Genomic DNA, 23,288 nt, shown 5'->3' with positions numbered 1-23,288 from the left:
AGCGTCCCCCGGGGATGGTCCCGACAAGACGGTTAACGCCATCGGGTGCGTCGGCTGCTCCCAGCGTCCGCGGGGATGGTTCCTGAGCCGGTTCCGCGGGCCGCATGCGGACTATCCGGCGAACTCCCGCATCCATGCCTCGACCTCGTCGGCCGAGCGGGGGAGCGCGCGCGAGAGGTTCTCGTAGCCATCCGGCGTGACCAGCAGGTCGTCCTCGATCCGGATGCCGATGCCGCGCCACTCCTCGGGTACGGTCAGGTCGTCCGGCTGGAAGTAGAGGCCCGGCTCCACAGTGAGGACCATGCCCGGCTTCAGGACGCCGTCGACGTAGTCCTCGTTGCGGGCTTGGGCGCAGTCGTGGACATCGAGCCCGAGCATGTGCCCGGTGTCTGTCATGGTGAAGCGGCGCTGGAGACCGAGGTCGAGGGCGCGGTCCACCGGGCCCTCTATGAAGCCCCACTCCACCAGCCGCTCGGTCATCGACCACTGGGCTGCGTCATGGAAGTCGCGGTACAGTGAACCCGGCTTCACCGCCGCCATGCCTGCCTCCTGCGCCTCGTACACGGCGTCGTAGACCTTGCGCTGGAGCGGAGTGAACGTGCCGTTGATCGGGAGCGTGCGGGTCACGTCGGCGGTGTAGAGGGTGCGGGTCTCCACGCCCGCGTCGAGCAGCAGCAGCTCGCCGGGGCGGACCGGTCCGTCGTTCTCCTCCCAGTGCATGATCGTGGCGTGTTCGCCGGCCGCGCAGATGGAACCGTAGCCGACGTTGTTGCCCTCGACGCGGGCGCGACGGAAGAAGGTCCCCTCGATCCATCGCTCCGAGGTCGCGACCGCCTGCGACAACTCCCTGACGACATCGGTGAATCCGCGCATCGTGGAGTCCACCGCCCGGCGCAGCTCTCCGATCTCCCAGGCGTCCTTGACCAGCCGCAGCCGCGACAGCGCCTCCTCCAGTTCGGCGTCCCGTTCCTTGTCCGTGACGAGCAGGGCCTCGATCGCGGGGGCGTGGCCGCGGACGACGCGGGTCGGGACGTTCGTGCCGGCCAGGTCCGCAGAGATCGTGCGGATGTCACGGCAGGGGAGACCGAGTGCCTGCTCCGACTCGGCGAGGGAGCGGCGACGGCCCATCCACAACTCCGCGGTCATGCCCGTCCAGAACTCGTCGCTGTCCCGGCTGTCGCGGGGGAGTTGGTAGCAGTGCGCCTCGTGACCGCCCTCCGCGCGCGGCTCGAGCACGAGCGCGCCGTCATGGGTCTGATCGCCTGTCAGGTGGACATAGCCCGAGTGCGGGCGGAACGGGTAGTGGGTGTCGTTCGACCGGGTCTTGAGGCCTCCGGACGGGATGATCAGCCGCTCGCCCGGGAACAGGTCGGAGAGCGTGGCGCGGCGGCGAGCCGCGTGGGCCGCCTGCTCGTCCGGCGGGAGATCGCGCTGTGTGGTGTGGGCCCAGCCCGTGCGCATCAGGGCGCCCAGCTCGTCGGAGATTTCTCGGTGGAGACCGTTCTTTCGGCCCTTGGCCACGTCAGGCACCTTTTCGTTCAGGTCGTGTCGTCCGCGGCGTCGTCCGGGGAGCGTTGCGAGCCGCCGCTGAAAGGGAGAGTTGGCAAGGCCGCTGACCTGCGCGCCATCACGTTCGCGTCTGCGGGCTTACGTCAAGGTCTGCGATTCTGTTCCACGGGTTTTCGGAGATCGCCGAAGGGGGCGCGGTGCGCGAGGGTGCCGGGAGCACACCATGGCGCCGAAGCTCGCTACGGCGGCCTTGGGCGTCACGCCGGTTCAGCCGGCCTTGAGCGCGATCCGTCGCTCCCGTTGGAGTGTGGGGTCGGGTATGGGCGCGGAGGCGATCAGGCGTCTTGTGTATTCCTGCGCGGGCGCGTGAAGCACTTGATTGCGAGTGCCCTGTTCGACGACCTTTCCGTGGTGCATCACCACGACGCGATCGCAGAGAGTGTTCACGACCGCGAGGTCGTGGGTGACGAAGAGACACGCGAAACCCAGCCGTGCCTGCAGCTCGCGAAATGTGTCCAGTACTCGTGCCTGCACCGATACGTCGAGCGCACTCGTGGGTTCATCGGCTATGAGCAGGTCCGGGTCGAGGGATATTGCGCGCGCGATGGCGACCCGCTGTCGTTGGCCGCCGGAGAGTTCGTGCGGGTAGCGGTCCCGCCACTTGGCATCGAGTTCCACATTTTCGAGCAAGGTGTCGATGCGTTGATCCAGCTCTCGTCCACGGAGGCCGCGGTGGACGCGCAGCGGTTCGCCCACCGAAGTCGCCACGGTGTAGCGCGGGTTCAGGGACGTTGCGGGGTTCTGGAAGACGACGCCTACGCGCTGGCGCACTGCTGCCTTGTCCGCGCGCCGGATGCCGGCCCAATCGTGTCCGACGACGGACAGGCTGCCGTCCGAGATGGGTGCCAGTCCGATGGCCGCACGGGCAATCGTTGTCTTTCCGCTGCCGGACTCACCCACCAGGGCCACGATCTCGCCGGGTGCGACGTCGAATGTTGCTCGATCGACGGCCCGAAACCCTTCGCCGATTCGGCTGCCGTACTCGACAACGAGGTCGCGTATGTCGAGGGCCGGCTCGGGCCTCGCGACGGCCGGCGCATCGGCCTCGTCGAAGACCGGGTCGAGTCGGGGTACAGCTTTGAGCAATGACTGGGTGTACTCGTGCTTCGGTGTGCCGAAGACGTCCTGGACGAGGCCTCGGCTATCGCGGCGCTCCGGGCGCGGCGAGACCGAGCTGGTGGCGGGATCTGGGCGTGCTGCTCGGAGCGGAGCGGCTGCCACGGCTTCGACTGCATGGCCGAAGGCGTTGCGAATGAGATCCCCTCGCCCGCAGGGTTCCTCGGCGGGGAGACGACAGGCGATAGGGCAGCTTTGCTGGGTCGCGCATCAGGGGCTTCGGCACCGTGCCGACGAGCGGTGGCACCCGCCTGGGGCCATAAGCGCAGATCACGATGGCGTCAAAGGCATCACCACTTCTCACCGTAATGAACCGCATCGCCCACTGACCTGCGCGAAGAACGTTGTGAAGATCCTCGCTTCCTTGCCCTGACCCAGGCTCCTGGAGTCGACCGATGCTGGGCCCGCGGCACCACGCGGGCCGCAGCGTTGGCGAGCCTGGGCGCGGGCGTATCGCTTCTGGCCTGACAGCGCATGTCGACGAGTGCGTCGTGTGTGACGGCGGTGTCGGGGCGGAACTGCCGGATGTGCGCCACGATCTGAGCGACGGCGTCGTCCAGGTTCATCTCGCACCAACAGGGCTGGCCGGGCGCTGCGGACAGGTTGCGGGCGTCGCCGTATCCGAGCAGTCGAGGCCGCTTGGCCGAGCAGCGCCCAGTAGCCCGAAGCTGACACTGCCCCTGCTCAGCCCTCGGAACACCCCCGCGTCGGCGGGGAGGACACCGCGAACGTCCGCACCTTGGTCAGGATCGTCGGAACACCTCCACGTCTGCGGGGAGCAGGCCCTTAGAGGTCCTAACAAAGGCGTTGGACGTGGCGGTGGGTGATCAGGCAGGTGGCGAGGCCGAGGAAGGCTTCGTGGATGTCGTCGCGTCGTTCCCAGCGGATCCGTAGGCGTCGGAAGCCGTGCAGCCAGGCGATCGTGCGTTCGACCACCCAGCGGAAGATGCCAAGGCCGGAGCCGTGTTCCACGCCTCGTTCGGCGATGACTGGGCGGATGCCGCGCTGCCAGAGCAGACGACGGTATTTGTCGTGGTCGTATCCGCGGTCGGCGAGCAGGGCATCGGGTCTGTGTCGAGGCCGCCCGACGACACCCGCCACCGATGGAATCTTGTCCAGCAGAGGCAGCAACTGCGTGACGTCGTTGCGGTTTCCGCCGGTCAGCGACACCGCGAGCGGGATGCCCTGGGCGTCGGTGACGACGTGGTGCTTGCTGCCCGGCCGTGCACGGTCGACCGGGCTGGGTCCGCTTTTGGGCCGCGTCGGGCCGCCCTGACATGAGAGGAGTCGATCACCGCCCGCGACCAGTCCAGCTTGTCCTTCGACCGCAGCTTCTGCAGCAGCACCAGGTGCAGTTCGTCCCACACGCCAGCCTCGTTCCACGCAGCCAGGCGCCGCCAGCAGGTCATGCCCGAGCCGAAGCCCAGCTCCTGGGGCAGGTACTCCCACTGGATCCCGGTGTGCAGCACGAACAGGATCCCGCACAGGGCTTGCCGGTCCGGAACCCGCGGTCTGCCATCGACCAGCTTCGGCCCTGGCTCGGGCAGCAACGGCTCGATGAGCGACCACAGTTCATCCGACACGATCCACGGCCGCGACTGACGTTTCCCCACGACCAGACCAACGACCGCCAAAGCCGAAAGTCACATGATCAACAGCTTCTGTTAGGACCTCTTACAGCCGTCCGCGTACCGGGCCGAAAGGGACCATCCCCGCGGGTGCGGGGAGCATACCGCCAAGAAGACCGCCGTACCCGGGCCCCAGGGACCATCCCCGCGGGTGCGGGGAGCATGGTCCGAGCCGCGTCGGCGAGGGACGGCCGCTGGGGACCATCCCCGCGGGTGCGGGGAGCATACTGTGCGACCTGCGGGTTTAGTTCGCCCGAGGCGAGTTTTCGCACACTTTCATCGATTCCGGCAAATGGGGCATAGTTGGCGTGGGTTCCGTGGGTTCCGTGGGTGCTCGGCGGTGTATCGATCACGCTACCCTTAGAGGGATTGGGTCGATGGGTGAAGCGCTCGGATCGGCTGCGTGCCTGGTGTGTTCGCTGGTCTTGGCCTGCTCGGTGCTGGATTGCCGGTAGGTGTTCCTCAGCCCCGAGGGCTGGACAAACATCAACACACCAGGATGTTCCGCACGCATCCGGCCGTGGGTGCTCGAAATGCTCAACCATGCCTGTGCCTCGAGCATCCTTGCCGGCTTCGGCTCCGAGCAGGCCACCAAGGGCCGCTGGCTTCTCAGCCATCCAGGCGCAACTCGCAGCTACTGCGAGCGCCTCCACCGGCATGGCGACGACCTCATCGAGCACGCTCTGTGTGCTGCTGCTGCGGGCGCGAGCGACTGGGAACGAGCAGCGCTCTATTCCCTGTACTGCCCGCCCGTCGCCATCCAGCCTTCCGGTGACGACTGCATCGGGAACGGCTTCCTCAACGGCCAGTACCGGGTTCAGGCGATGCGGGGGCCTTCGGGCCTCGCGCGCAGACACGTACGAGAGTTCCTCGAGGGACGTGCCGCGCCGGAACGGGTTGACGACGCCGTTCTGGTCACCTCGGAGCTCGTGGGCAACGCGCTCAGGCACACAGCCGACGGACCGGACTGCATGTGCGTGGAGGTCTACCGGGACGTGGCGGTACTGCGGGTCCACGACGCGGGACGGGATGTCTCCAGGGTCCGGGCACGCTCCGCGGAGAGTCGCTGGATGAGCTGAGAGGCAGTGGTCTCGGACTGCTGCTTGTCGGGGAGTTGGCCTCCGACTGGTCGGTCCGGCCGACCCCGATCGGCAAGGAAGTGGTCGTGGTATTCGCCCTGGACGCCGGTGGGCTATCCGAGCGGGACGTTCTTCCGCACATCCCAGCGGTACGTCCGCCCCTCGCGGCGGAGCTCCACCAACTGGACAGCCGAAACGCAGAGTTCGGCGGCCGGGAGTGCACGCAGGCTTGAGACCACCTCCACGACAGGGGCGGCGGGGCGTCGACGATTGTTGTACGCGAGGCTCAGGTGCGGCCGGAAAGCGGACGTCGGCTTCTTCGGGGCCAGATCGACGCTGTTCCCCGCCTTGGCCAGCGCGTGGTGCAGCCGGAGCAGGGGTTCCCAGGGACCTAGGGACAGGCGGACGGCGCCTCGGGAGCCGGCCAGCGGCATGGCGCATACGGAGAACGCGGAGGGCAGCAGCGCCTCGGCGTCCTGCGCCAGGCTGTCCAGCTGGCCGGGGGTGACGACGCCGGGAGTTCCGACTCGGGCGAGGGTTATGTGCAGTCCGTCCGTCGGCACCGGGTCGAGGCCGAGGGGCGCCAACTCCTCCTGGCAGTGCCCGGCGAGAGCGGCTAGCCGCTGATCATCCGGGAAGGTCAGCATCCAGTAGTACGCACGGCTGCCGTCCCACCAGCCGGGGCGTGCCCAGTGGTCGGTCATCTCGTCGAGTGCGCTGAACGCCGCCCAGTCGTGGGCCGCGGTGACCGCCGGATCACGCGTGTCGGCGGGGGGCTCGGCGGGAAACGCGGCGGGATCAGCGCTGAGCAGGGACACCCGACGTACTCCTTCGGCTTCACACCGCCCCGGAGCACGACGACATCGACAGCGCCTACGACGCGGATGACGCCATGGCCAGGGCCGCTGGCTGCGAGCTCCAGGTCCGGAACTCCTCGCCATAATCGCGTACCGCCGAGTGGTCACGCCACGGCCCGGCCTGCTCATGCAGGTCACGGGAGCGTTGGTAGACGGAGCTGGTCGGTGTGTCTCCGCACAACTGCAGGGCCTCACCGCCCAGCGCCATCGCGTGGTCGATGTCGGGCGTGAGCTGCTGCAGCAGAGCGGTGGCGACGTCGAGGCGTACGAGCGAACGGCTCCAGGAGGAGGACGAGTGCTCCACCAGATCGTTGATGTGCTCGGCGTCGAGCAGGACCTGGGCCGTGTTGCGCAGCGCGACGTGCGACGTGACGGCGTTCGCCAGCGTCCGGGCCCGTCCGTAAGGCTCGAAGGAGATGCAGGAGGTCAGCCCGACGGGTACCTCGTGGAGGTCGGAGAGGCGGAGTGCCTGTCCGATGGCCTGCTCGACGGCACGCCGGTCGCCGGTCTTGGCGAGGGCCCGTGCCCGGCCGTTTGCGAGGAGGCGGATGCACTGGGCGTGGCGTGAGGCTCGCTCGACGGCCGCGGCCGCGGCCGCGCAGGCGTCCGCCTCGTCGTACCGGCCGGCGTAGTAGAGGCTGAAGGAGAGGGTTCCGCATGCCCAGAGGTCGGTGTCCAGGTCGCCGATCTCACGGCTGAGATCCCGGGCTTCGGTGCAGTACGCCGCCGAGAGCGCGAAGTCGCCCGTGTTCACGGCCATGTAGCCGAGCAGACCGGAAGCGCGGGCGGCGAGGCGGAAGAAATCCCGGCGCGTGCGCGGGGGCTGGCGGCCGTCGAGGAGAGTGTGGGCGGAGATAAATCGCTCGCGGCCGCGCAATGTGAAGGCCGTACATTGTCGAGCCCCGTGGGTGAGGGCGTGGGCGGTCACTGGCCGGGATGGACTCCGGTGCCGGCGTACGCCTTGGGCGTCAGCGTGAGCAGGAACCACCCGGCCGGGTGTGCGGCTGAGGAGCGGGCGGCGTGGATGGCGTGGACGGCGGCCCAGGAGTGCCCGAAGCGCAGCAGTCCGGTGGCGGTGACGGCTGCGTCGGTGTCGAATGCCTCGATCCGGATGAACCGCAGCCTCTTGATGTGGCTGAGCAGGCCGGGCCGCTCCGCGTCGCCGGCCGTCAGCGACAGCGCTGGCGCGGACAGATCTCCGAGCCCACCGGACGCCTGCACATAGAACGCGGCGACCGCCTCGTTGAACGGATCCTTCGGGTCGTACAGAGCAGTCGCCGAAGTGTGGTCGAGGACGACCGGGATTGCCGCTACTACGCGGCCGACTGCGAGCCGTGCTGCGCCCCGCCCAGACGCTCCAGCAGCGCCCGGGCCCTCGCCTCGGCCTCCGCGCTGGGGCAGCTCAGCACGCGCCGCGTACTCGGCCCTCGTCGGCGTGTCCCGCGCCAACTCCTCCACCAGGTTCCGGATCGTCGTACCGTGTTCGGCGGCCAACTGAGCCAGCCGGTCCCGCGCCAGCACGCTCACTGTGATGCTCGTCTCATCCCTCTCAGGCGCCCTCGCCCATGTCCTCGCAGGTCAGACCTCAGATTCGTGCCTCTATGCCGCTGAATTACGCGGAACGCAGGACGGGGGAGCAGGCGCCATCTCCGGTTGCGCGTCGGCGCAGCCTCCGCGCAGCACCGAACAAGGGCCGGCGCGAAGGGAGCGTCGGAGCGGCGCAGGGACGCGAGAGCACCACTACGACAACCGTCCCCATACACCCGCTTACGATGAGGAAGCCACAGGTGCAGCCTGACGAAGACAGCGGAACCCCGCCCGGGTCACACTGGGAGTACCGCTCGACCTGAAAGAGGTGGAGGAATGAGCGTCGCCACTGACCACACGGGCCCCTGGACCGTCGCCGACGTTCTGGCGCTGCCCGAAGACCGCACCACGCGCTACGAGCTACTGGGCGAATCCCTCGTGATGTCACCCGCCCCCGGGATCCGGCACCAACGGGCGTCCTTCCGACTCCACGTCATTCTGGACGCTGCCGCTCGCGCGGCCGGAGCCCCGGTGGAAGTGCTCGAAGCCATCAACGTAACGCTGCCGTCCGGCCTGGTGGTGCCCGACCTGGTCGTCACCGACGCAGGCGCCACCGCCGAGGACACTGTCAGCGTGGACGCGGACGCGGTGCAACTCGTGGTCGAACTCGTTTCTCCCGGCAACAAGACCATGGACCGCAAGTTCAAGCCCCTCCTCTACGCAGAAGCGGCCATTCCGTACTTCTGGCGCCTGGAGTTTGATCCCGCACCGCGGCTGATCGTCAGCGAACTGCACGGCGGCCGATACGTGGAAACCACTACAGCGCTCGCTGGCGCAACCACCCGGATCAGTGCACCGTTCACAGTGGACATCGATCCCGCCGGCCTCACCCGCCAGTAGCGGCAAGCCCTGTGACAAGTCCGCTATGGATCACTGAGCGTCTTCAGAGTGGCCACCGGTCGGGTAACGGTGCGGTGTGGGATCGGGGCGCACAACGGACAGGGCTCCCGTGCCGTTGAGGGAGGTGTTCGACGCCTCAACTCAGCAACGCAGGAGCCCTGTTGGTTCCGTATCCTGCCGCACTTGACCTGCCGCATGCACTCGTGGAGTGGGTCACCATGCTGATCGTCACCCGTGAGGGCGACAGGCGCCGCAAGCTCGGGCCGTCCCAGCGCGCGATGGTGGCACTGGTGTGCCTGCGCGAACACGTCACTCCGGCGAAGCTCGCCGCCGGGTTCGGGATCAGCGAGTCCACCGCCCACGCCTACACCAGCGCGGTCGTCGACCTGCTCTCCGCCCGTGCACCAGGTCTGCTGAAGACACTGCGCGAGCATGATCCCGACTTCGTCCTGCTCGACGGGACTCTCACCGAGTGCGATCGGGTCGGCGACGGCCGGGCCGACTACTCCCACAAGCACCGGCGTCACGGCGTGAACGTGCAGGCCGTCACCGATCCCGACGGCCGGCTGCTGTGACTCTCGCCCGCCCTGCCGGGCCGCGCCCATGACCTGACCGCCGCCCGAACCCACCGGATCATCCGGATCTGCGAGCGCCAGGGCGTTCCGATCGTGGCCGATCTCGCCTACCAGGGCGCCGGCCCGTGGCTGACCACGGCATCAAACGCAGGCCCCTGCAGGAGCTGACCCCCACCGAGAAGACCCGCAACCGTGCGCTGGCCGCGGCAAGGGCACCCGTCGAACGCGGGGTCGCCCGCCTGAAGTCCTGGCGGATCTTCCGCAGATCCCGATGCAGCCCCAACCGCATGACGTCAATCGCCAAGGCCATCCTCACCCTGGAGAGGCAACACTGAAGAAGCTCAGTGCCTCGAACGGGGTTCGCATGCCGCGTTGGGGAGCACTACCTCCCATCCCTGCGGCGGTGCACGACTGACAAGGTTCCCCGCACGGACGACCAAGTCCGAAGCGCGCGATGAGCCTAAGGTCGATGAGCGAGGCCAGTGGAGGAGCGGCAGCACAGGAAACCGATCCAGGCGTGGCACCGGGCACCCACGTTTGCGGTGGCCGGACAAGCCTTCGTACAGGCGGACGGCCTGAGCCTGACCATCGGTCTCGTCAGGTACACCTACTCGAATTGAGGGAAGCGTGAGATTTCGCGTACGAACCCGTCCATCCGGCCTTCTCACCATGGGGCTTGTGCTCGCCGGCTTGCTCGGGGGCGCCGTTACCATGGCGCCGGCCGCGGCGGCCCACGGCAATTACGTGCACTGTCAGGGACGTTGGCTGCACGAGCGAGTCGGGAACAGCGACCTCAAGGTGATGCTGCCGGCGGAGGTCGGGTACAGCATCGGCATCCATTGCTACCTGACGAACGGTGACGGCACCCTCGCCTACCCGTTGAGTGGTGTCGAGGTGTTGCAGCGGGCGTTGAACAGGTGCTATTCCGCGGGCCTCACCGTGGACGGCGCCTTCGGCGACAGGACGGAGGCCGCGCTGAGGCGGGCGCAGACCCTGGCGGGCGTGACGGTCGACGGCGAGTACGGTCCGGCGACCCGCACCTTCATGAAGTGGCCGATGTACAGCGATGCCACCGGCAAGGTCACGTGCCAGCGCCACGGCGACATCCGGCGTGATCTGTGAGGGCGGCGCAGCCCGCTTGAGGTGGGTAGCACCCGCGGTTCATGACCACAGAGGCATCGGGGTGCACGACGCCGCCGTGCACCCCTTTGGCGCTCACGCACGCACCGGCCGATCACGTTGCGAGCGGTACGAGCGGGAGCGCCACCGTCAGGATGGCCCCGCCGTGCGGGCGCCGCGGCGAACCTCGCGCCTTGACGGCGCGGAGTTGTGGCGCTCCCGCCAGTTGCGGGGAGAGATGCCGTACGCCTGCTTGAACACCTTGCTGAGGTAGGTGGGATCCGTGAAGCCCCGGCTCCGGCGCTTCCGGCGATGGTCCGCGAACGCCCGCCTGGTCCGGCCAGCTCTCGTCGGCACTCCGCCGGCCGGTGGGAGCGGATCCAGTCGCCGAGGCTGATCAGAGTCACAGCAGCCGGCCGTCGGGATCGGTGACGGCCTGCACGTTCACGCCGTGACGCCGGTGCTTGTGGGAGTAGTCGGCCCGGCCGTCGCCGACCCGATCGCACTCGGTGAGAGTCCCGTCGAGCAGGACGAAGTCGGGATCATGCTCGCGCAGTGTCCTCAGCAGACCTGGTGCACGGGCGGAGAGCAGGTCGACGACCGCGCTGGTGTAGGCGTGGGCGGTGGACTCGCTGATCCCGAACCCGGCGGCGAGCCTCGCCGGAGTGACGTGTTCGCGCAGGCACACCAGTGCCACCATCGCGCGCTGGGACGGCCCGAGCTTGCGGCGCCTGTCGCCCTCACGGGTGACGATCAGCATGGTGACCCACTCCACGAGTGCATGCGGCAGGTCAAGTGCGGCAGGATGGATGACCAACGAGGCCTCCGAGCTACGTGATTGAGACGTCAGACATCTCGATCAACAGCCCGGGGGCCTCGCTCGTTGCGCTGCACGGCCCATCACCCGACCGGTGGCAACCTCGAAGAAGCTCACGGAAGCCGACCCCCGGCAAGCACCTCCGCCGGCCGCCGAGATCAGAGCTGGAACTCCGCGGGGGACAGCCCCAGAACCCCGCATGCCTCCCGGAGCACCATCTGCTCGGCCTGCGAGAAGTGCCCGTCCGCGCCGGCGATGACCATGCCGGTCTGGATGACCGCCCGGGCCTCGGTCGGCTTCTTGGCGGCCTTGGCGATGTCCTGCAGCGCCTCGGCCTTACCCTGCGCGAAGTTCCGGGTGAGCTGGTCGACATGCTTGTGGAACCGCTGGCGCAGCTGCTCCGGCGGGAAGTTCTGGAGCACCTCGTTGCCGAGAATCATCGACTCCATCTGCTGGATCTCGCTCGCGTCCACCTGACCGTCGGCAGCCGCTACCAGCGCGCACATCGCCATGCTCGCGTCCCGGTAGGCACCGCTCTTCAGCTCGGTCTTGATCGAGCCGAGCTGGTTCTTGAGCAGGCCCACCAGCTGCGCGCGCGAGCCCCCGCGTGAACCGCTGGGCGAGGTGCCGTGCGAGCCGCCGTACGGGGAATTCCCCTGCTGGGCACCGCCCTGGCGGCCCTGCATCTGCTGCTGCACGGTCTTCGCCTGGTCCTTGAGCCGGTCGAACAGTGCCATCGAAGTCACCCCTGTGCTTGAACTGTGTGATCTTTCCCGTGAACGCCCCGCCACCGGCGAAGGTTCCTCCGCACCGGCAGGCGGGTGGCCGACGGCATGCGGTTTCGTCATGTTGTCGATGCCTGGCCCTGCCCCTGTTTGCGTCAGTGCTGCGGGCTGGCTGATCCATGACGTCCGCCGTTGATGGGGACGGGCGGGTCCGTGCCGGCTCCGTCAGCGCGGCAGGGACCGTCGGCGACGATGGGTGCGGCCGGCGCGCCTCACCAGTTCTGTGCCGTGTCCCAGCGGACCGTACGAGGGGCTGCGCCGGGGCGGCTGCGTACCGCGTCGGATTGCGCGGCTTCTGCGGTGAGGTCCGCGGCGGTGTTCTTCTTCTCCGACGTGGCGGTGACCGTCGTGTGCAGGTCTCATTCGGCTGCGAGGACGGGTGCAACGGTGACCACCTGGTGGCGCGTACTGCCCGCGAGTAACTCCGCGGTGAGCCCCGGCCCGCTCTCGGTGTAGCGCTCGCCGTCCGGCGTCGACCCGAACCGGTCCGGTCCGGGGGCCGGGAGCAGTCCGGCCGCCTGCGATGCGAGCGACGCCGTCAGTCCCTGGGACAGGGCTTGTCGCCCATAAAGCAGTTGGACGACGAGCGCTCGCGGTCGCGAGCGCGGCCTGGTGAAGCCGACCACCGCAGCGTCAACCGGTTTTGAGTGTCTGACGTTCACCCCTATCTGCACCAGGGCACTTCGTCCAGGTTCAGTTGCGTTCAACAGTCAGAGTGCTCCAGTCCTGCCGCGCTGCCCACTGTGCGAAGGGCGTCGTGGTCAGGCCGTAGGCGGCCGCGTGGTGGGGGCGTGCGGGGTAGCCGACACGGTCGTTCCAACGCTCGCCGAACGCTGCGGATGCGCCGTTACGCTGCGTCATCTCTTCCAGGGAGATGAAGTCGGTGGTGATCTCGCGGCCGGTGACCTGGGAGAGGACGTCGGCCATCTGCGGGTAGGTCGGCGCATCGCCGGCGAGGTCGACCTCGGCCTCGTGGAACCTGTCGGGCTCGGCGACGGCGGCGGCGACAGCGGCACCCAGGTCGTCGGCGCAGATGAGCGCCAGCTCGGTCTGCGGGCTCATGGCGGTGACCAGCTTGCCGTGAGGCAGCTCGGGGGCCATGTACTCCCGACGGGGCGGGAGGAAGTTCTCCATGTACCAGGCGGGCTTGAAGATGGTCCAGCGTTGCAGCCCTGAGCGCCGGATCGCTTGCTCGGTCGCGTCCTTCTGGTCCCAGTACTCCTTCATCACCGGATCGTTGATCTCGAAGTCCGGGTGCTGGGCACGCCACCCGGTCGCCGACACCGACGTGTGCAGGAGCTGGGTGATGCCGGCTCGCTGGGCCGCGGTGACGATGTTGCCGGCCTGACAGCTCTCGGCGGGATCGGCCAGGTCGACACTGGCCAGCTGCACCGAGAAGACCGCGTCGTGTCCGGCGCCGGCCGCTTCCAGGGAGGCGGCGTCCTCTAGGTCCCCGGTGGCCAGGACGGCGCCCAGTGCGGCCAGGGCCTGGGCGGGATCGGAGGAGGGGTTGCGCACCAACGCGGTGACGGGGTGTCCCGCGCGCAGGAGCGCGCGGGCGACAGCGCCGCCCTGCATTCCGGTCGCCCCGGTGACCAGCACCTTGGCCTTGTCGTGGGATGTCATGGTGAGCCTGCTTTCGGTTGATCGTGTTTTCTGGGGTCCGGGCACGGGACTGTCAGCCCCGGCGCGGCATCGCCGAGCCGGTCAGGACTGACGCGGCCGGGGTACTGGGGTCTCGGTTCAGAACACGAGCACGGGCCGTCCCCGCACCCCGCCTTCCTCGATGAGCCGGTGCGCTTCGGTGACCTGTTCGAGCGGGTAGGTCCCCGCGACGCGGAGCGTGAGGGCGCCGGATACGGCCAGGTCGCGCAGCCGCGTCAGCGCGGCTGTGTCGCGGATGCGGTCGTAGACGAAGACGGGGAACCAGCGCACGCCCCGGTCGGTGGCACCGGTGAATCCCTTGAAGGTCGCGATCGCGCCGCCGTCGCGTACCGCTGCGGCCGCCGCCTCGCCCACCGACCCGCCGTCGATGACTCCGTCCGCGCCGTCGGGGCGCAGCCGGCGGACCGCGTCCGGGAACCCGTCTCCGCGGGGGAGTACGTGATCGGCGCCCAGGTTCGTGACGAGGTCGCGGTCCTTGTCCGCTGCGTCGGCGATGACGGTCAGCCCGGCCGCCTTGGCCAGTTGCACGGCGTAGCCGCCGATCCCGCCGGCGGCACCGGTCACCGCCACCGTCGCTCCCGGGGTCAGGGCCAGCGCGTCCAGGCCCATCTGTGCGGTCAGCGCGGCCATCAGCAGGGTCGAGGCCGCCGTCAGGTCGACTCCCCCGGGTGCGCGGACCACCGATTCCACCGGTGCGACCACGTACTGTGCCTGTCCGCCCTGATCCAGCTTCGGCTCCGTGACCGCTACCACCTCGGCGCCGAGGGCCAGCTCCGAACGTGTTCCCTCCCCGACCTCGTCGATCGTCCCGGCGATCTCCCACCCCACGACGTACACGTCCGATGGCGGGTTCATCTCCGGGCTGTACTTGGCGGAGAGCCCGGTGCGGATGTTGACGTCGGCCGGATGGACGGCGGCCGCGGCCACCTTGATCCGCACCTGCCCCGGTCCCGCGTGCGGTTCGGGCAGCTCCAGCACCCGCATGACCTCGCTACCGCCGAACTCGGTGAAACCTACGGCCTTCACTGCGCCACCTCACTGTCGGAATCAAGCACCCCCAACCCGAGACGTAAATGTTCCGGGTATTCGGCGACGTTAACAGCCCGGCTATACTCGAAACAAATCAGTCCCAGTTCGCGAGGAGAGCCCCATGCCGCAACCCGGCGCACAGCTGCGGCGGCCTTCCGGCCTCTCCGGACCGCCCCGCGACCCCGCCCGGGATGCCCTGATCCTGCGCGCGGCGACGGAGCTGCTCGCCGAGGGCGGTTACCCGGCCATGACCATGGACAAGGCCGCGGCACGGGCCGGGGTGGGCAAGGCGACCGTGTACCGACGCTGGCCCTCGCGCGCCGAACTCGCCGCAGAAGCCCTCAGCCACGCCGGACTCACCGACGACGTCATGCCGGTCATCCTCGGCAGCGGGCACCTGCGCGACGAACTCCTCGCCACCCTCGCCAGCGCCATCGGCAGCCAGGACACCTCCCGGGTCGACCTGGTCTCGGCCCTGCTGGACACGGCCCGCCAGGAGCCGGAGCTGTGCAGCCTTATCCGAGTGCGCTACGTCGAGTCCCTGCACCAGGCACTCGCCGGCGTGCTGGACCACGCGGCGCAGCGTGGCGACCTGTCTAACCACCCACAGGGCGGACACGCGATCGCGGTCTCCGCCGCCATCGCCCTCCTCGTTCACTGGGGAGTCGTCCACGATCGCCCGATCAGTGACGAGGACATCGCACAGATCGTCGACGGCGTTCTCATGCCCCTGCTCCGATAACCCGTGGACCACGTCGTGCCCGTGCACGTCAGTGAGCGGTGACGCCAGCTTCGACGCGGCGTCGGCTGACTGATCGCATGATGCGTCGGATCGGAGAGCGCGGCAGGCGGCTGTGGCCGTGGCCTGTTGGCTCGTTGCAGCAGCGCCGGGCATGGGTCCGGCGAAAGAACCGTGCCCGGCGTTGGGGCGTGGTCGTGCTGATCGCTCTGGGGGCGGCCCTGCTGCTGGTCGTGTTGCCGTGGGTCATCTGGAAGGGGCCCTACGTCATCGACGGCGGACACCTCGGCGATGCCGAACTGAAGAAGGGGTCGGCGGCCCTCCCTCGTCACCGGCCTGCGGACCGCCATTGTCGCGTTCGCCGCCGCATTGGGCGCCGGCATCACCCTGCTCTACACCGCCCGCACCTACCGCCTGACCCGCCGTGGTCAGATCACCGACCCCTTCACCAAGGCCCTCGAACGCTTGGGCTCAAGCGAGATCTATGTGCGCATCGGCGGCATCCTCGCACTCAAACAGATCGTTCAGGACGCCCCCGAACAGGCCGACGCCGCTCGCGTCTTGGGCCACTTCATCCGCCACCGAGCCCCGAAAGCCAATTTCGGCCCTGCTGACGAGCCGCTTCCCGCCGAACCGGCAGCGGACGTACAGGCCGCCCTCACCCGCACCCACGTCGATCCCCGGGAGCCACTCGACCTCCACGGACTCCACCCCGCCGGCGCCCAACTCAGACAGGCCGACCTCACCCGGGCTCACCTGCGTGGGGCGATGCTCACGGAGGCCGAGTTGGACGGGGCGACGTTCACCGGGCCAACCTGCGTGGGACTGACCTGTCGAATGCAGTCAATCTGATCTCAAGTCGGATTATTTCGCTAGTAACATACGAAAGCGCCAAGCTGCCCGCGAACCTCTCTACTCGACTTGCGCAGCCGGGATTCCGTAGGGCGCAGCCGCAGTCGGCGCGACGGCGACGCCTTCACCTACTGAGGTCGTACGTCGAGTTGTGCCCGATGCAGTGAGCAGCCTGGGCGAAGACGAGTCTGAGAATGCGGGTCTACGGCACGGACTACGACGACCCGCGGTAGGAACCCCAGCCGGGGCGCAGCTACGTGCAGCTGGTCGGCGGGCCGTTGGACGGGCTGCTGCTCGGCGTCACGGGCTGGACGGAGGCTGAGATCGCGGAGGGGGCCGCGCTGGTGACGGAGCTGGGCAGGTTCGGCGCTGGCGGCCGCGCACTCTACGAGCCGGAGCAGGGCGGTGACCGTTCGCGTTTCCACTGGTCTTCAGACACGCCCTGCCCGGACACCGAGGGCCGGCGGTGTGCTGGTGGAGTGTGGGGCCCGGGACCGGGCGGGGTTCGGGCCCCACGTCTGTACGCAAGGCGGGGGAGCCTGGCGTACTTCACCCGGTACAACGAGCGGCACCGGGCGGGGGATACGCGGAGGGGTCCGTGCCGGCTCCGCCCGGCACGGACACATCGGATCTAACCTGGCCCGCGCCTCGTGGTGGACTGGATGGCCACACCCGGGCGAGGAGGCGAACAGAGCAGCGTCACCGTCGCACCCTTGAACGCGTCCGACGTGCAACGCGCCGCCGGCCCCAGGGCGCCATCCCTGCTGTGGCCTGCTGTGGCCTGCTGTGGCCTGCTGTGGCCTGCCGTGGTCGGCCCTGTGGTCAGGGTTCGGCACAGCGGTGGTTGGCGTGTGGTCGGGCCGTACCGGTCCCCCTGCGGTTGCCGACACTGCGACGGCCGCTGGCGCGGTACAGGTCGTCAGCGCCACCTTCCAGCCCGACCCGCCGACGGCGGAACCCACGCCCGTCACCCAGCCCGAGCCGCGGAACTCCGCGTCTCCGGCCCTTCCGGCTCCCGGGAGCGCTCAGCCGGCGCCCTTCTCGAGCAGGTCGTGGATCTGATGCCAGCGTTCCAGGGTCGTCTGCGCTCGTGGCCCGTCGTACAGGGCGCGTCCAGCACGGTTGCCCAGCAGGGGCCTCTTGTCCTGGGCGATGGTGAACCACATGCGGTCCGCGTCGCGTTGCGCAGCCGAACTGTCCTCCTCACCGGTCTCGCCGTAGACGCGTCCGTCGGGGCCCACCTTGTCGGTGTTGTTCCCCCCCCGGTAGGGCACCAGGGCCAGGTCGGTGGCCCGCTCCCGGGCCCGGACTGTCTTGGGGTCCAACCGCAGCAGGGCCGCGGCCTCCTTCACCCCGCCCGACGCCAGCACCAGCGCAGCATGACTGCGGCATGCCGCAGCCCCAGGTCGTACTGCTGCTTCTCGATCTCGTGCAGCTCGTCTACGAGCTCCCACATGCGGTCCCCAAAATGGTCTGGATGCAGTTCCCTTCCCTTGCCGACTGTGCTCCGGGCCGCCGCGTCTGACAATGAAACGGAAACGGATGCACACCATTGCCATGCGTGAGGGGCGCCGATGCGAGCAGGCCGGTGACCTGGCCGTCGGCGTTCTGCCGCATGGCCCGGGCCATGCCGCGAGGCCTTCGGTGAGTGAGGCGGGTGAAAACGGAGACACGGAAGGTAGCGGGTGCCGCTGCCATGAGTCCGCTCCGCGGGCAGGCATCGTCTTCAGAACGCACAGCCGTGTGCCTGGGCGGCACCGCTCCACCTGGAGGTTTCGCGTGTCTGTATCCGCTTCGTCCGATCCGCTCGCCGAGCTGTCCGCCGCGGGGGTGTCGGTGTGGCTGGACGACCTGTCCCGTGAGTTGCTGGCCGGCGGGGAGCTGAAGGAGCTGATCGTCGGCAAGCACGTGGTCGGGGTCACCACCAACCCCACGATCTTCGCCTCGGCGCTGTCCAAGGGCGACCGCTACAACGACCAGCTGGCCCGTCTCGGCGCGCAGGGTGCCCAGGTCGACGACGCGGTCTTCGCGCTGACCACCGACGACGTGCGCGAGGGCTGCCGGGCCTTCCGTGAGGTCTACCGCAGCAGCGGCGGGGTGGACGGACGGGTCTCGATCGAGGTTGACCCGCGACTGGCCCGCGACGCCGGGGCCACGGCCACGCAGGCAGTCAAACTCTGGGAGACGGTCGCCGAGCCGAACCTGTTCGTGAAGATCCCGGCGACCAGTGAGGGACTGGCCGCGATCACCGCCACCATCGCCCGGGGCATCAGCGTCAACGTCACACTGATCTTCTCCCTGGACCGGTACCGGAAGGTGATGGACGCCTACCAGACCGGTCTCGAGCAGGCCCTGGAGGCGGGGCTCGACCTGTCGGGCATCCACTCGGTGGCCTCGTTCTTCGTCTCCCGCGTCGACACCGAGGTCGACCGCCGCCTCGACACCTTGAACAGCTCGCACGCGAAGGAACTCAAGGGCAAGGCCGCGGTCGCCAACGCCCGGCTGGCCTACCGGGCGTACGAGCAGGTGGTCGCCGAAGCGCGCTGGCAGCGCCTGGCCGCAGCCGGAGCCAACGTCCAGCGACCACTGTGGGCGTCCACCGGAGTGAAGAACCCGGACTACCCGGACACGATGTACGTCAGCGACCTGGTCATCGCGGGTACGGTCAACACCATGCCGGGCACCACGCTGACCGCGTTCGCCGACCACGGCACCCTGCCCGCCCACACGCCGGCCGCCGGGGACTACGCCGCCGCCGAAGCCCACCTTGCGTTGCTTCAGGACGCCGGCGTCGACTTCGCCGACGTGACCGAGGTCCTGGAGCGCGAGGGACTGGAGAAGTTCGAAGCCAGCTGGGCGGAGCTCGGAGCCTCGGTGAGCGAGGAAATGCGCTCCGGCACCGGGACGGCGACCGGGGCCGCAGACGGCGGTTCAGGCAGTGCCGGCCTGCTGGCGATCTACCTCAACGACCACCACACCGGCGCGACCGGCGGCCTGGAGCTCTTCCGGCGCGCCGCCGGAGCCAAGAAGGGCGACGAACAAGAAGCGGTCCTGACGGACCTGGCCCGCCAGGTGGAGGAGGACCGTGACGCCCTGGCGCAGATCATGACCGACCTGGACGTGTCCGTCGACCGCACCAAGGCCGCCCTGGGCTGGGTGGCCGAGAAGGCCGGCCGCCTGAAGACCAACGGCCACCTCTTCTCCCGCTCCCCGCTCAGCGACGTCCTGGAAGCCGAGGCGATGCTGCTGGGAGTCCAGGGCAAGGCAGCGTGCTGGCGCACCCTGCGCGCCCTGGCCGACACCGACCGGCGCCTGGACGCCACGAACCTGGACACCCTGCTGGAACGCGCCGAGCAGCAGAGCACGGCCCTGGAAGAGCTGCGGGCCGCAGCAGCCACCCGCGCGCTCGACCCCCAGAGTGCGCCCGCCAGCTGATCGCTCCGGCGACGATCCCCTCGCCTGCCCCATGGCGGGTGGCGGATTGTTGCGACCCACGAGACGACGCACCTCACGCGGACGGCGGCACACCCGAATCCTTTGGTACGGGCACTGTGCTGCCTTCCACTCACCTGCTTGATGAAGGAGCACGGCATGCCGAGCGAACAGTCCGGCGGCACCGTACGACGCGACAAGTCCCTGGCGCTCCCGGTGGCGGGGCAGGCCGGCTGGGACGCAGTCGATGTGCGGGCGGTGGACACCGTGCGGCTGCTGGCGGCCGACGCGGTGCAGAAGGTCGGCAACGGCCACCCGGGGACGGCGATGAGTCTGGCACCGCTGGCGTACCTGCTGTTCCAGAACGTCATGCGGCACGACCCGGCCGATGACCAGTGGCTGGGCCGGGACCGGTTCGTGCTGTCCTGCGGGCACTCCAGCCTGACCCTGTACATCCAGCTGTACCTGGCCGGCTACGGCCTGGAGCTGTCCGACCTGGAGGCGTACCGGACCTGGGGCTCGGCCACTCCCGGGCACCCGGAACACCACCACACCGGCGGGGTGGAGATCACCACCGGCCCACTGGGCCAGGGCCTGGCCAGCGCGGTCGGCATGGCGATGGCGGCACGGCGCGAACGCGGTCTGCTCGACCCTGACGCCGAGGCGGGCACCAGCCCCTTCGACCACCACGTCTACGTCATCGCCTCCGACGGCGACCTGATGGAGGGCGTCAGCGCCGAGGCCGCCTCGCTGGCCGGCCACCAGGAACTGGGCGACCTCACCGTCTTCTACGACTCCAACCACATCTCGATCGAGGACGACACCGACGTCGCCTTCAGCGAAGACGTCCCCGCCCGCTTCGCCGCCTACGGCTGGCACGTGCAAACCGTCGACTGGACCAGCACCGGCACGTACGTCGAGGATGTCGACGCCCTGCTCGCCGCGACCAAGGCCGCCCGTGCGGAGACCGGTCGCCCCTCGCTAATCATGCTGCGGACCCTGATCGGCTGGCCGGCCCCCACCAAGCAGAACACCGGCAAGGCCCACGGCTCCGCGCTGGGCGAGGACGAGATCGCCGCCACCAAGCAACTGCTGGGCTTCGACCCGGCCGGGCAATTCACCGTCGAGGACCAGGTCCTAGCCCACACCCGTGAGGTCCGCGACCGCGGGCGGCAGGCGCACGCCGAGTGGGAAGAGAGGTTCGCGGCCTGGCGGACCGCGAACCCCGAGCGCGCCGCGTTGCTCGACCGCCTCCAGGACCAGCGGCTGCCTGAGGGCTGGACCGACGCGCTGCCGGTATTCCCCGCCGACTCCAAGGGCATGGCCACCCGGGCGGCCTCTGGCAAGGTCCTGAGTGCGCTGGCGCCGTTCCTGCCGGAGCTGTGGGGCGGTTCGGCCGATCTGGCCGGCAGCAACAACACGACCATGGACGGCGAGCCGTCCTTCGTGCCGACGGACCGGCAGACCAAGGACTGGAAGGGTGGCCCGTATGGGCGGACCCTGCACTTCTGCATCCGCGAGCACGCCATGGGCGCGATCCTCAACGGCATCGCCCTGCAGAGCCTGACCCGGCCCTACGGTGGCACGTTCTTGACCTTCTCCGACTACATGCGCCCCGCCGTGCGGCTGGCCGCGCTGATGCAACTTCCCGCTACCTACATCTGGACCCACGACTCGATCGGACTGGGCGAGGACGGCCCCACCCACCAACCCGTCGAACACCTGGCCGCGCTGCGCGCCATCCCGGGCCTGGACGTGGTGCGCCCTGCCGACGCCAACGAGACCACCGCCTGCTGGCGGGCCATCCTGGAGCACGGCGACCGTCCTGCCGGGCTGATCCTTTCCCGGCAGAACCTGCCGGTCCTCGACCGCGGCAACGGCGAGTACTCCCCCGCCGAAGGAGCGGCCCGCGGCGGATATATCCTCGCGGACCCGGCCGGCGGCACGGAGCCCGAGGTGATCCTGGTCGCCACCGGCTCCGAGGTACAGATCGCCCTGGACGCCCGTACCCTGCTGGCCGCCGACGGCCTGGCGGTACGGGTCGTGTCGATGCCCTGCCGGGAATGGTTCGCCACCCAGCCCCTGGACTACCAGGACCGCGTCCTGCCGCCGCAGGTGCGGGCCCGGGTCAGTGTCGAGGCCGCCATCGGGCAGGGCTGGCGCGACGTGGTCGGCGACGCCGGACGCATCATCAGCCTGGAGCACTACGGCGCCTCCGCCGACTATCAGCGCCTCTACACCGAGTTCGGCATCACCCCCGAAGCGGTCGCAGCGGCCGCCCGCGACAGCATCGCCGACACCCAGCGAGCGCCGCGGCCCGGCGGCCATCATCAGACCTCCACTCCCACCAGCGGCGGCACCGGCGACCGTCCCTAGTCCTCGCGGTCGACCGGTTGCGGGGCGGCGGCATCCAGGCAGGCGACTGGGCGGCAAGCCGGCACAAGATCTCGTTGATCGGGCTACGGCTCACGCTGTGGCCGTCTGGAACATCCGCAGCACGGATGAGCCATGGCCACCGCCCCCGCACTGCGGGGAACCCCGTCTCCAGCGCACCGTCTGGTCAGGAGTCCTCACCGGGGTGGGCATCGCCGCCTTCATCGACGAGACCGTGTTCCACCAACTCCTGCACAGGCACCATTTCTACGACAAATCCACCTCGTCCGTGGGCCTCGTCTCCGACGGCATCTTCCACGCCTTCGGCTGGTTCGCCGTGGCCATCGGCCTGGCCCTCGTGGCCGACCTGCGCCGTCGCGAAGCGCTGACCAGGCCGGGCCTGCTCGGCTACGACTGGACCTGGAACATCATCGCGGTCATCTTCGGGCCATCGGCGCCCTCGTGGTGCGCTCCAGCGCTCAGCGGCTGCGGCTGCCGACCCGTCGGCGGTGCCAGGGCCGCGCTGATGGCGCCGATGCCCATGCCCGCCGGGCACATCCCGGCACTGCCAGCGTGGTCGCCGCCGCGGCGGCCCTGCTCACGGTCGGCCTGTACCTCCTGGCCGCCGAGCGGCTGCTCCGGCGCGGCGATGTCTGGCCCGCTATCCGGGGCGTCTACTTCGCCGCTGGCGGGGCCGGCCTGGCGGCGGCCGCGCTGGCGCCCATGCCGGGCAGCACGTTCACCGGCCACATGGCCCAGCACCTGATCACCGGCATGGCCGCACCGACCGGGCATCGAGGGCTGGCGGTGTGCCCGATGTGCTGGTGGGGAGGAGGCGAACAGAGCGGCATCGCACCCTTGAACGCGTCCGACCCGCAACGCGCCGCCGGCCCCAGGGCGCCTTTCTGCTGTGGCCTGCCGTGGTCGGCCCTGTGGTCGGGGTTCGGCACGGTGGTGGTTGGGCGTGTGGTCGGGCCTACAGGTGACGGTCGGTGCGCCCGGCTGGGTTGGGACGCGGCAGCGTGCACCCGGGTATCCGCGCGGACTCCGAGGGCAGGCGTGCGCGTATCCCACAGGAAGGGTGGAGGTACGCGTCCGGCTCAACGACGGCCGGCGCTCCCCGTCACTCGTTGCCACCGCTGTGGTCAGTCGTGGCAGCTTCGCGCGGGCCGGCTCTCTTACCTGGTTGGCCCGTGATCCGGCTTGAAGACCGTTGCGGCAGGCGT

Annotated in this window: 16 protein-coding genes and 6 pseudogenes; 11 read left to right on the top strand and 11 right to left on the bottom strand. The window is 69.4% G+C overall.

The features are described 5' to 3' along the window. Positions 1–111: 111 nt before the first annotated feature. The 3 genes from IE265_RS20785 to IE265_RS20775 form a co-directional block, all read right to left on the bottom strand. On the bottom strand, positions 112–1,521 hold the full coding sequence (locus IE265_RS20785; RefSeq protein WP_190037130.1) for an aminopeptidase P family protein: 1,410 nt from the start codon (positions 1,519–1,521) through the stop codon (positions 112–114). A 255-nt stretch (positions 1,522–1,776) separates the two neighbouring features. Then, the gene (locus IE265_RS20780) at positions 1,777–2,790 is read right to left on the bottom strand and encodes an ABC transporter ATP-binding protein (protein ID WP_229916343.1); all 1,014 of its coding nucleotides are present in this window, start codon (positions 2,788–2,790) and stop codon (positions 1,777–1,779) included. Between the two features lie 690 nt (positions 2,791–3,480). After that, positions 3,481–4,271 (bottom strand): IS5 family transposase gene (locus tag IE265_RS20775; protein WP_444545246.1). Its coding sequence is split into 2 segments (ribosomal slippage): positions 3,481–3,938 and positions 3,938–4,271, totalling 792 coding nucleotides; the frame shifts between segments, so codons are not numbered across the junction. 497 nt (positions 4,272–4,768) lie between these two features. Here IE265_RS20775 and IE265_RS38505 point away from each other — a divergent pair. After that, the gene (locus IE265_RS38505; RefSeq protein ID WP_229916341.1) at positions 4,769–5,392 is read left to right on the top strand and encodes an ATP-binding protein; all 624 of its coding nucleotides are present in this window, start codon (positions 4,769–4,771) and stop codon (positions 5,390–5,392) included. Between the two features lie 113 nt (positions 5,393–5,505). Here IE265_RS38505 and IE265_RS20765 read toward each other — a convergent pair whose 3' ends face one another. Then, a complete protein-coding gene (locus tag IE265_RS20765; RefSeq protein WP_229916340.1) occupies positions 5,506–6,210 on the bottom strand; it encodes a 2'-5' RNA ligase family protein in 705 nt (234 codons plus the stop codon). A 55-nt stretch (positions 6,211–6,265) separates the two neighbouring features. After that, a pseudogene (locus IE265_RS39540) lies at positions 6,266–7,426 on the bottom strand (NsdA family TPR-like regulatory protein); the annotation flags it as partial. Positions 7,427–8,112: 686 nt separating this feature from the next. On the opposite strand from IE265_RS39540, the gene IE265_RS20745 reads away from it, so the two are divergent. From IE265_RS20745 to IE265_RS20735, 3 genes and pseudogenes are all read left to right on the top strand, one after another. Next, positions 8,113–8,676, top strand: a complete 564-nt coding sequence (locus IE265_RS20745; protein WP_190037128.1) for a Uma2 family endonuclease — start codon at positions 8,113–8,115, stop codon at positions 8,674–8,676. A gap of 161 nt (positions 8,677–8,837) precedes the next feature. Continuing rightward, positions 8,838–9,586 (top strand): annotated as a pseudogene (locus tag IE265_RS20740) (transposase). Positions 9,587–9,929: 343 nt separating this feature from the next. Continuing rightward, entirely contained in the window at positions 9,930–10,373 is a 444-nt protein-coding gene (locus tag IE265_RS20735; RefSeq protein ID WP_229916336.1) for a peptidoglycan-binding domain-containing protein, read from the top strand. Positions 10,374–10,520: 147 nt separating this feature from the next. Here IE265_RS20735 and IE265_RS20730 read toward each other — a convergent pair. From IE265_RS20730 to IE265_RS20710, 5 genes and pseudogenes are all read right to left on the bottom strand, one after another. Continuing rightward, positions 10,521–10,768 (bottom strand): annotated as a pseudogene (locus IE265_RS20730) (AraC family transcriptional regulator); the annotation flags it as partial. A gap of 8 nt (positions 10,769–10,776) precedes the next feature. After that, a pseudogene (locus IE265_RS20725) lies at positions 10,777–11,187 on the bottom strand (helix-turn-helix domain-containing protein); the annotation flags it as partial. 158 nt (positions 11,188–11,345) lie between these two features. Further along, on the bottom strand, positions 11,346–11,924 hold the full coding sequence (locus IE265_RS20720; RefSeq protein WP_190037126.1) for a tellurite resistance TerB family protein: 579 nt from the start codon (positions 11,922–11,924) through the stop codon (positions 11,346–11,348). Positions 11,925–12,665: 741 nt separating this feature from the next. Continuing rightward, complete coding sequence (locus IE265_RS20715) at positions 12,666–13,598, bottom strand: NmrA family NAD(P)-binding protein (RefSeq protein ID WP_190037125.1); 933 nt, start codon at positions 13,596–13,598, stop codon at positions 12,666–12,668. A 117-nt stretch (positions 13,599–13,715) separates the two neighbouring features. Continuing rightward, positions 13,716–14,663 carry an NADP-dependent oxidoreductase gene (locus tag IE265_RS20710; protein WP_190037124.1) on the bottom strand — a complete coding sequence of 316 codons (948 nt, stop codon included), beginning with the start codon at positions 14,661–14,663 and terminating at the stop codon, positions 13,716–13,718. Between the two features lie 124 nt (positions 14,664–14,787). On the opposite strand from IE265_RS20710, the gene IE265_RS20705 reads away from it, so the two are divergent. From IE265_RS20705 to IE265_RS38495, 3 genes and pseudogenes are all read left to right on the top strand, one after another. Next, entirely contained in the window at positions 14,788–15,408 is a 621-nt protein-coding gene (locus IE265_RS20705) for a TetR/AcrR family transcriptional regulator (protein WP_190037123.1), read from the top strand. Positions 15,409–15,774: 366 nt separating this feature from the next. After that, on the top strand, positions 15,775–16,257 hold the full coding sequence (locus IE265_RS20700) for a pentapeptide repeat-containing protein (protein WP_190037122.1): 483 nt from the start codon (positions 15,775–15,777) through the stop codon (positions 16,255–16,257). A 194-nt stretch (positions 16,258–16,451) separates the two neighbouring features. Continuing rightward, positions 16,452–16,700, top strand: a pseudogene (locus tag IE265_RS38495) (hypothetical protein); the annotation flags it as partial. Positions 16,701–17,282: 582 nt separating this feature from the next. Here the strand turns inward: IE265_RS38495 and IE265_RS20695 are convergent. Further along, positions 17,283–17,627 (bottom strand): hypothetical protein, encoded by a 345-nt coding sequence (locus IE265_RS20695; RefSeq protein WP_190037157.1) that lies wholly within the window; start codon positions 17,625–17,627, stop codon positions 17,283–17,285. Between the two features lie 409 nt (positions 17,628–18,036). On the opposite strand from IE265_RS20695, the pseudogene tal reads away from it, so the two are divergent. The 4 genes and pseudogenes from tal to IE265_RS39340 all read left to right on the top strand — a co-directional run. Continuing rightward, a pseudogene (gene tal / locus IE265_RS38490) lies at positions 18,037–19,149 on the top strand (transaldolase); the annotation flags it as partial. A 699-nt stretch (positions 19,150–19,848) separates the two neighbouring features. Further along, complete coding sequence (gene tkt, locus IE265_RS20685) at positions 19,849–22,065, top strand: transketolase (protein WP_190037121.1); 2,217 nt, start codon at positions 19,849–19,851, stop codon at positions 22,063–22,065. Positions 22,066–22,162: 97 nt separating this feature from the next. Further along, complete coding sequence (locus IE265_RS38485) at positions 22,163–22,828, top strand: DUF2243 domain-containing protein (RefSeq protein WP_229916334.1); 666 nt, start codon at positions 22,163–22,165, stop codon at positions 22,826–22,828. Then, complete coding sequence (locus IE265_RS39340; RefSeq protein WP_373302991.1) at positions 22,726–23,259, top strand: hypothetical protein; 534 nt, start codon at positions 22,726–22,728, stop codon at positions 23,257–23,259. The genes IE265_RS38485 and IE265_RS39340 overlap by 103 nt, the downstream gene beginning before the upstream one ends. Positions 23,260–23,288: the final 29 nt, after the last annotated feature.

The organism is Streptomyces fructofermentans (assembly GCF_014651055.1).
Taxonomy (GTDB): Bacteria; Actinomycetota; Actinomycetes; order Streptomycetales; family Streptomycetaceae; genus Streptomyces; species Streptomyces fructofermentans.
Note: the sequence above shows the minus strand (reverse complement) of the source record. Positions and strands in the feature narration are given on the sequence as shown.

Bases quoted from the DNA above. Each gene is read 5' to 3' on its own strand.
- tkt (WP_190037121.1), top strand. From the start codon at position 19,849: ATGCCGAGCGAACAGTCCGGCGGCACCGTACGACGCGACAAGTCCCTG.
- IE265_RS20720 (WP_190037126.1), bottom strand. From the start codon at position 11,924: ATGGCACTGTTCGACCGGCTCAAGGACCAGGCGAAGACCGTGCAGCAG.
- IE265_RS20705 (WP_190037123.1), top strand. From the start codon at position 14,788: ATGCCGCAACCCGGCGCACAGCTGCGGCGGCCTTCCGGCCTCTCCGGA.
- IE265_RS20715 (WP_190037125.1), bottom strand. From the start codon at position 13,598: ATGACATCCCACGACAAGGCCAAGGTGCTGGTCACCGGGGCGACCGGA.
- IE265_RS20745 (WP_190037128.1), top strand. From the start codon at position 8,113: ATGAGCGTCGCCACTGACCACACGGGCCCCTGGACCGTCGCCGACGTT.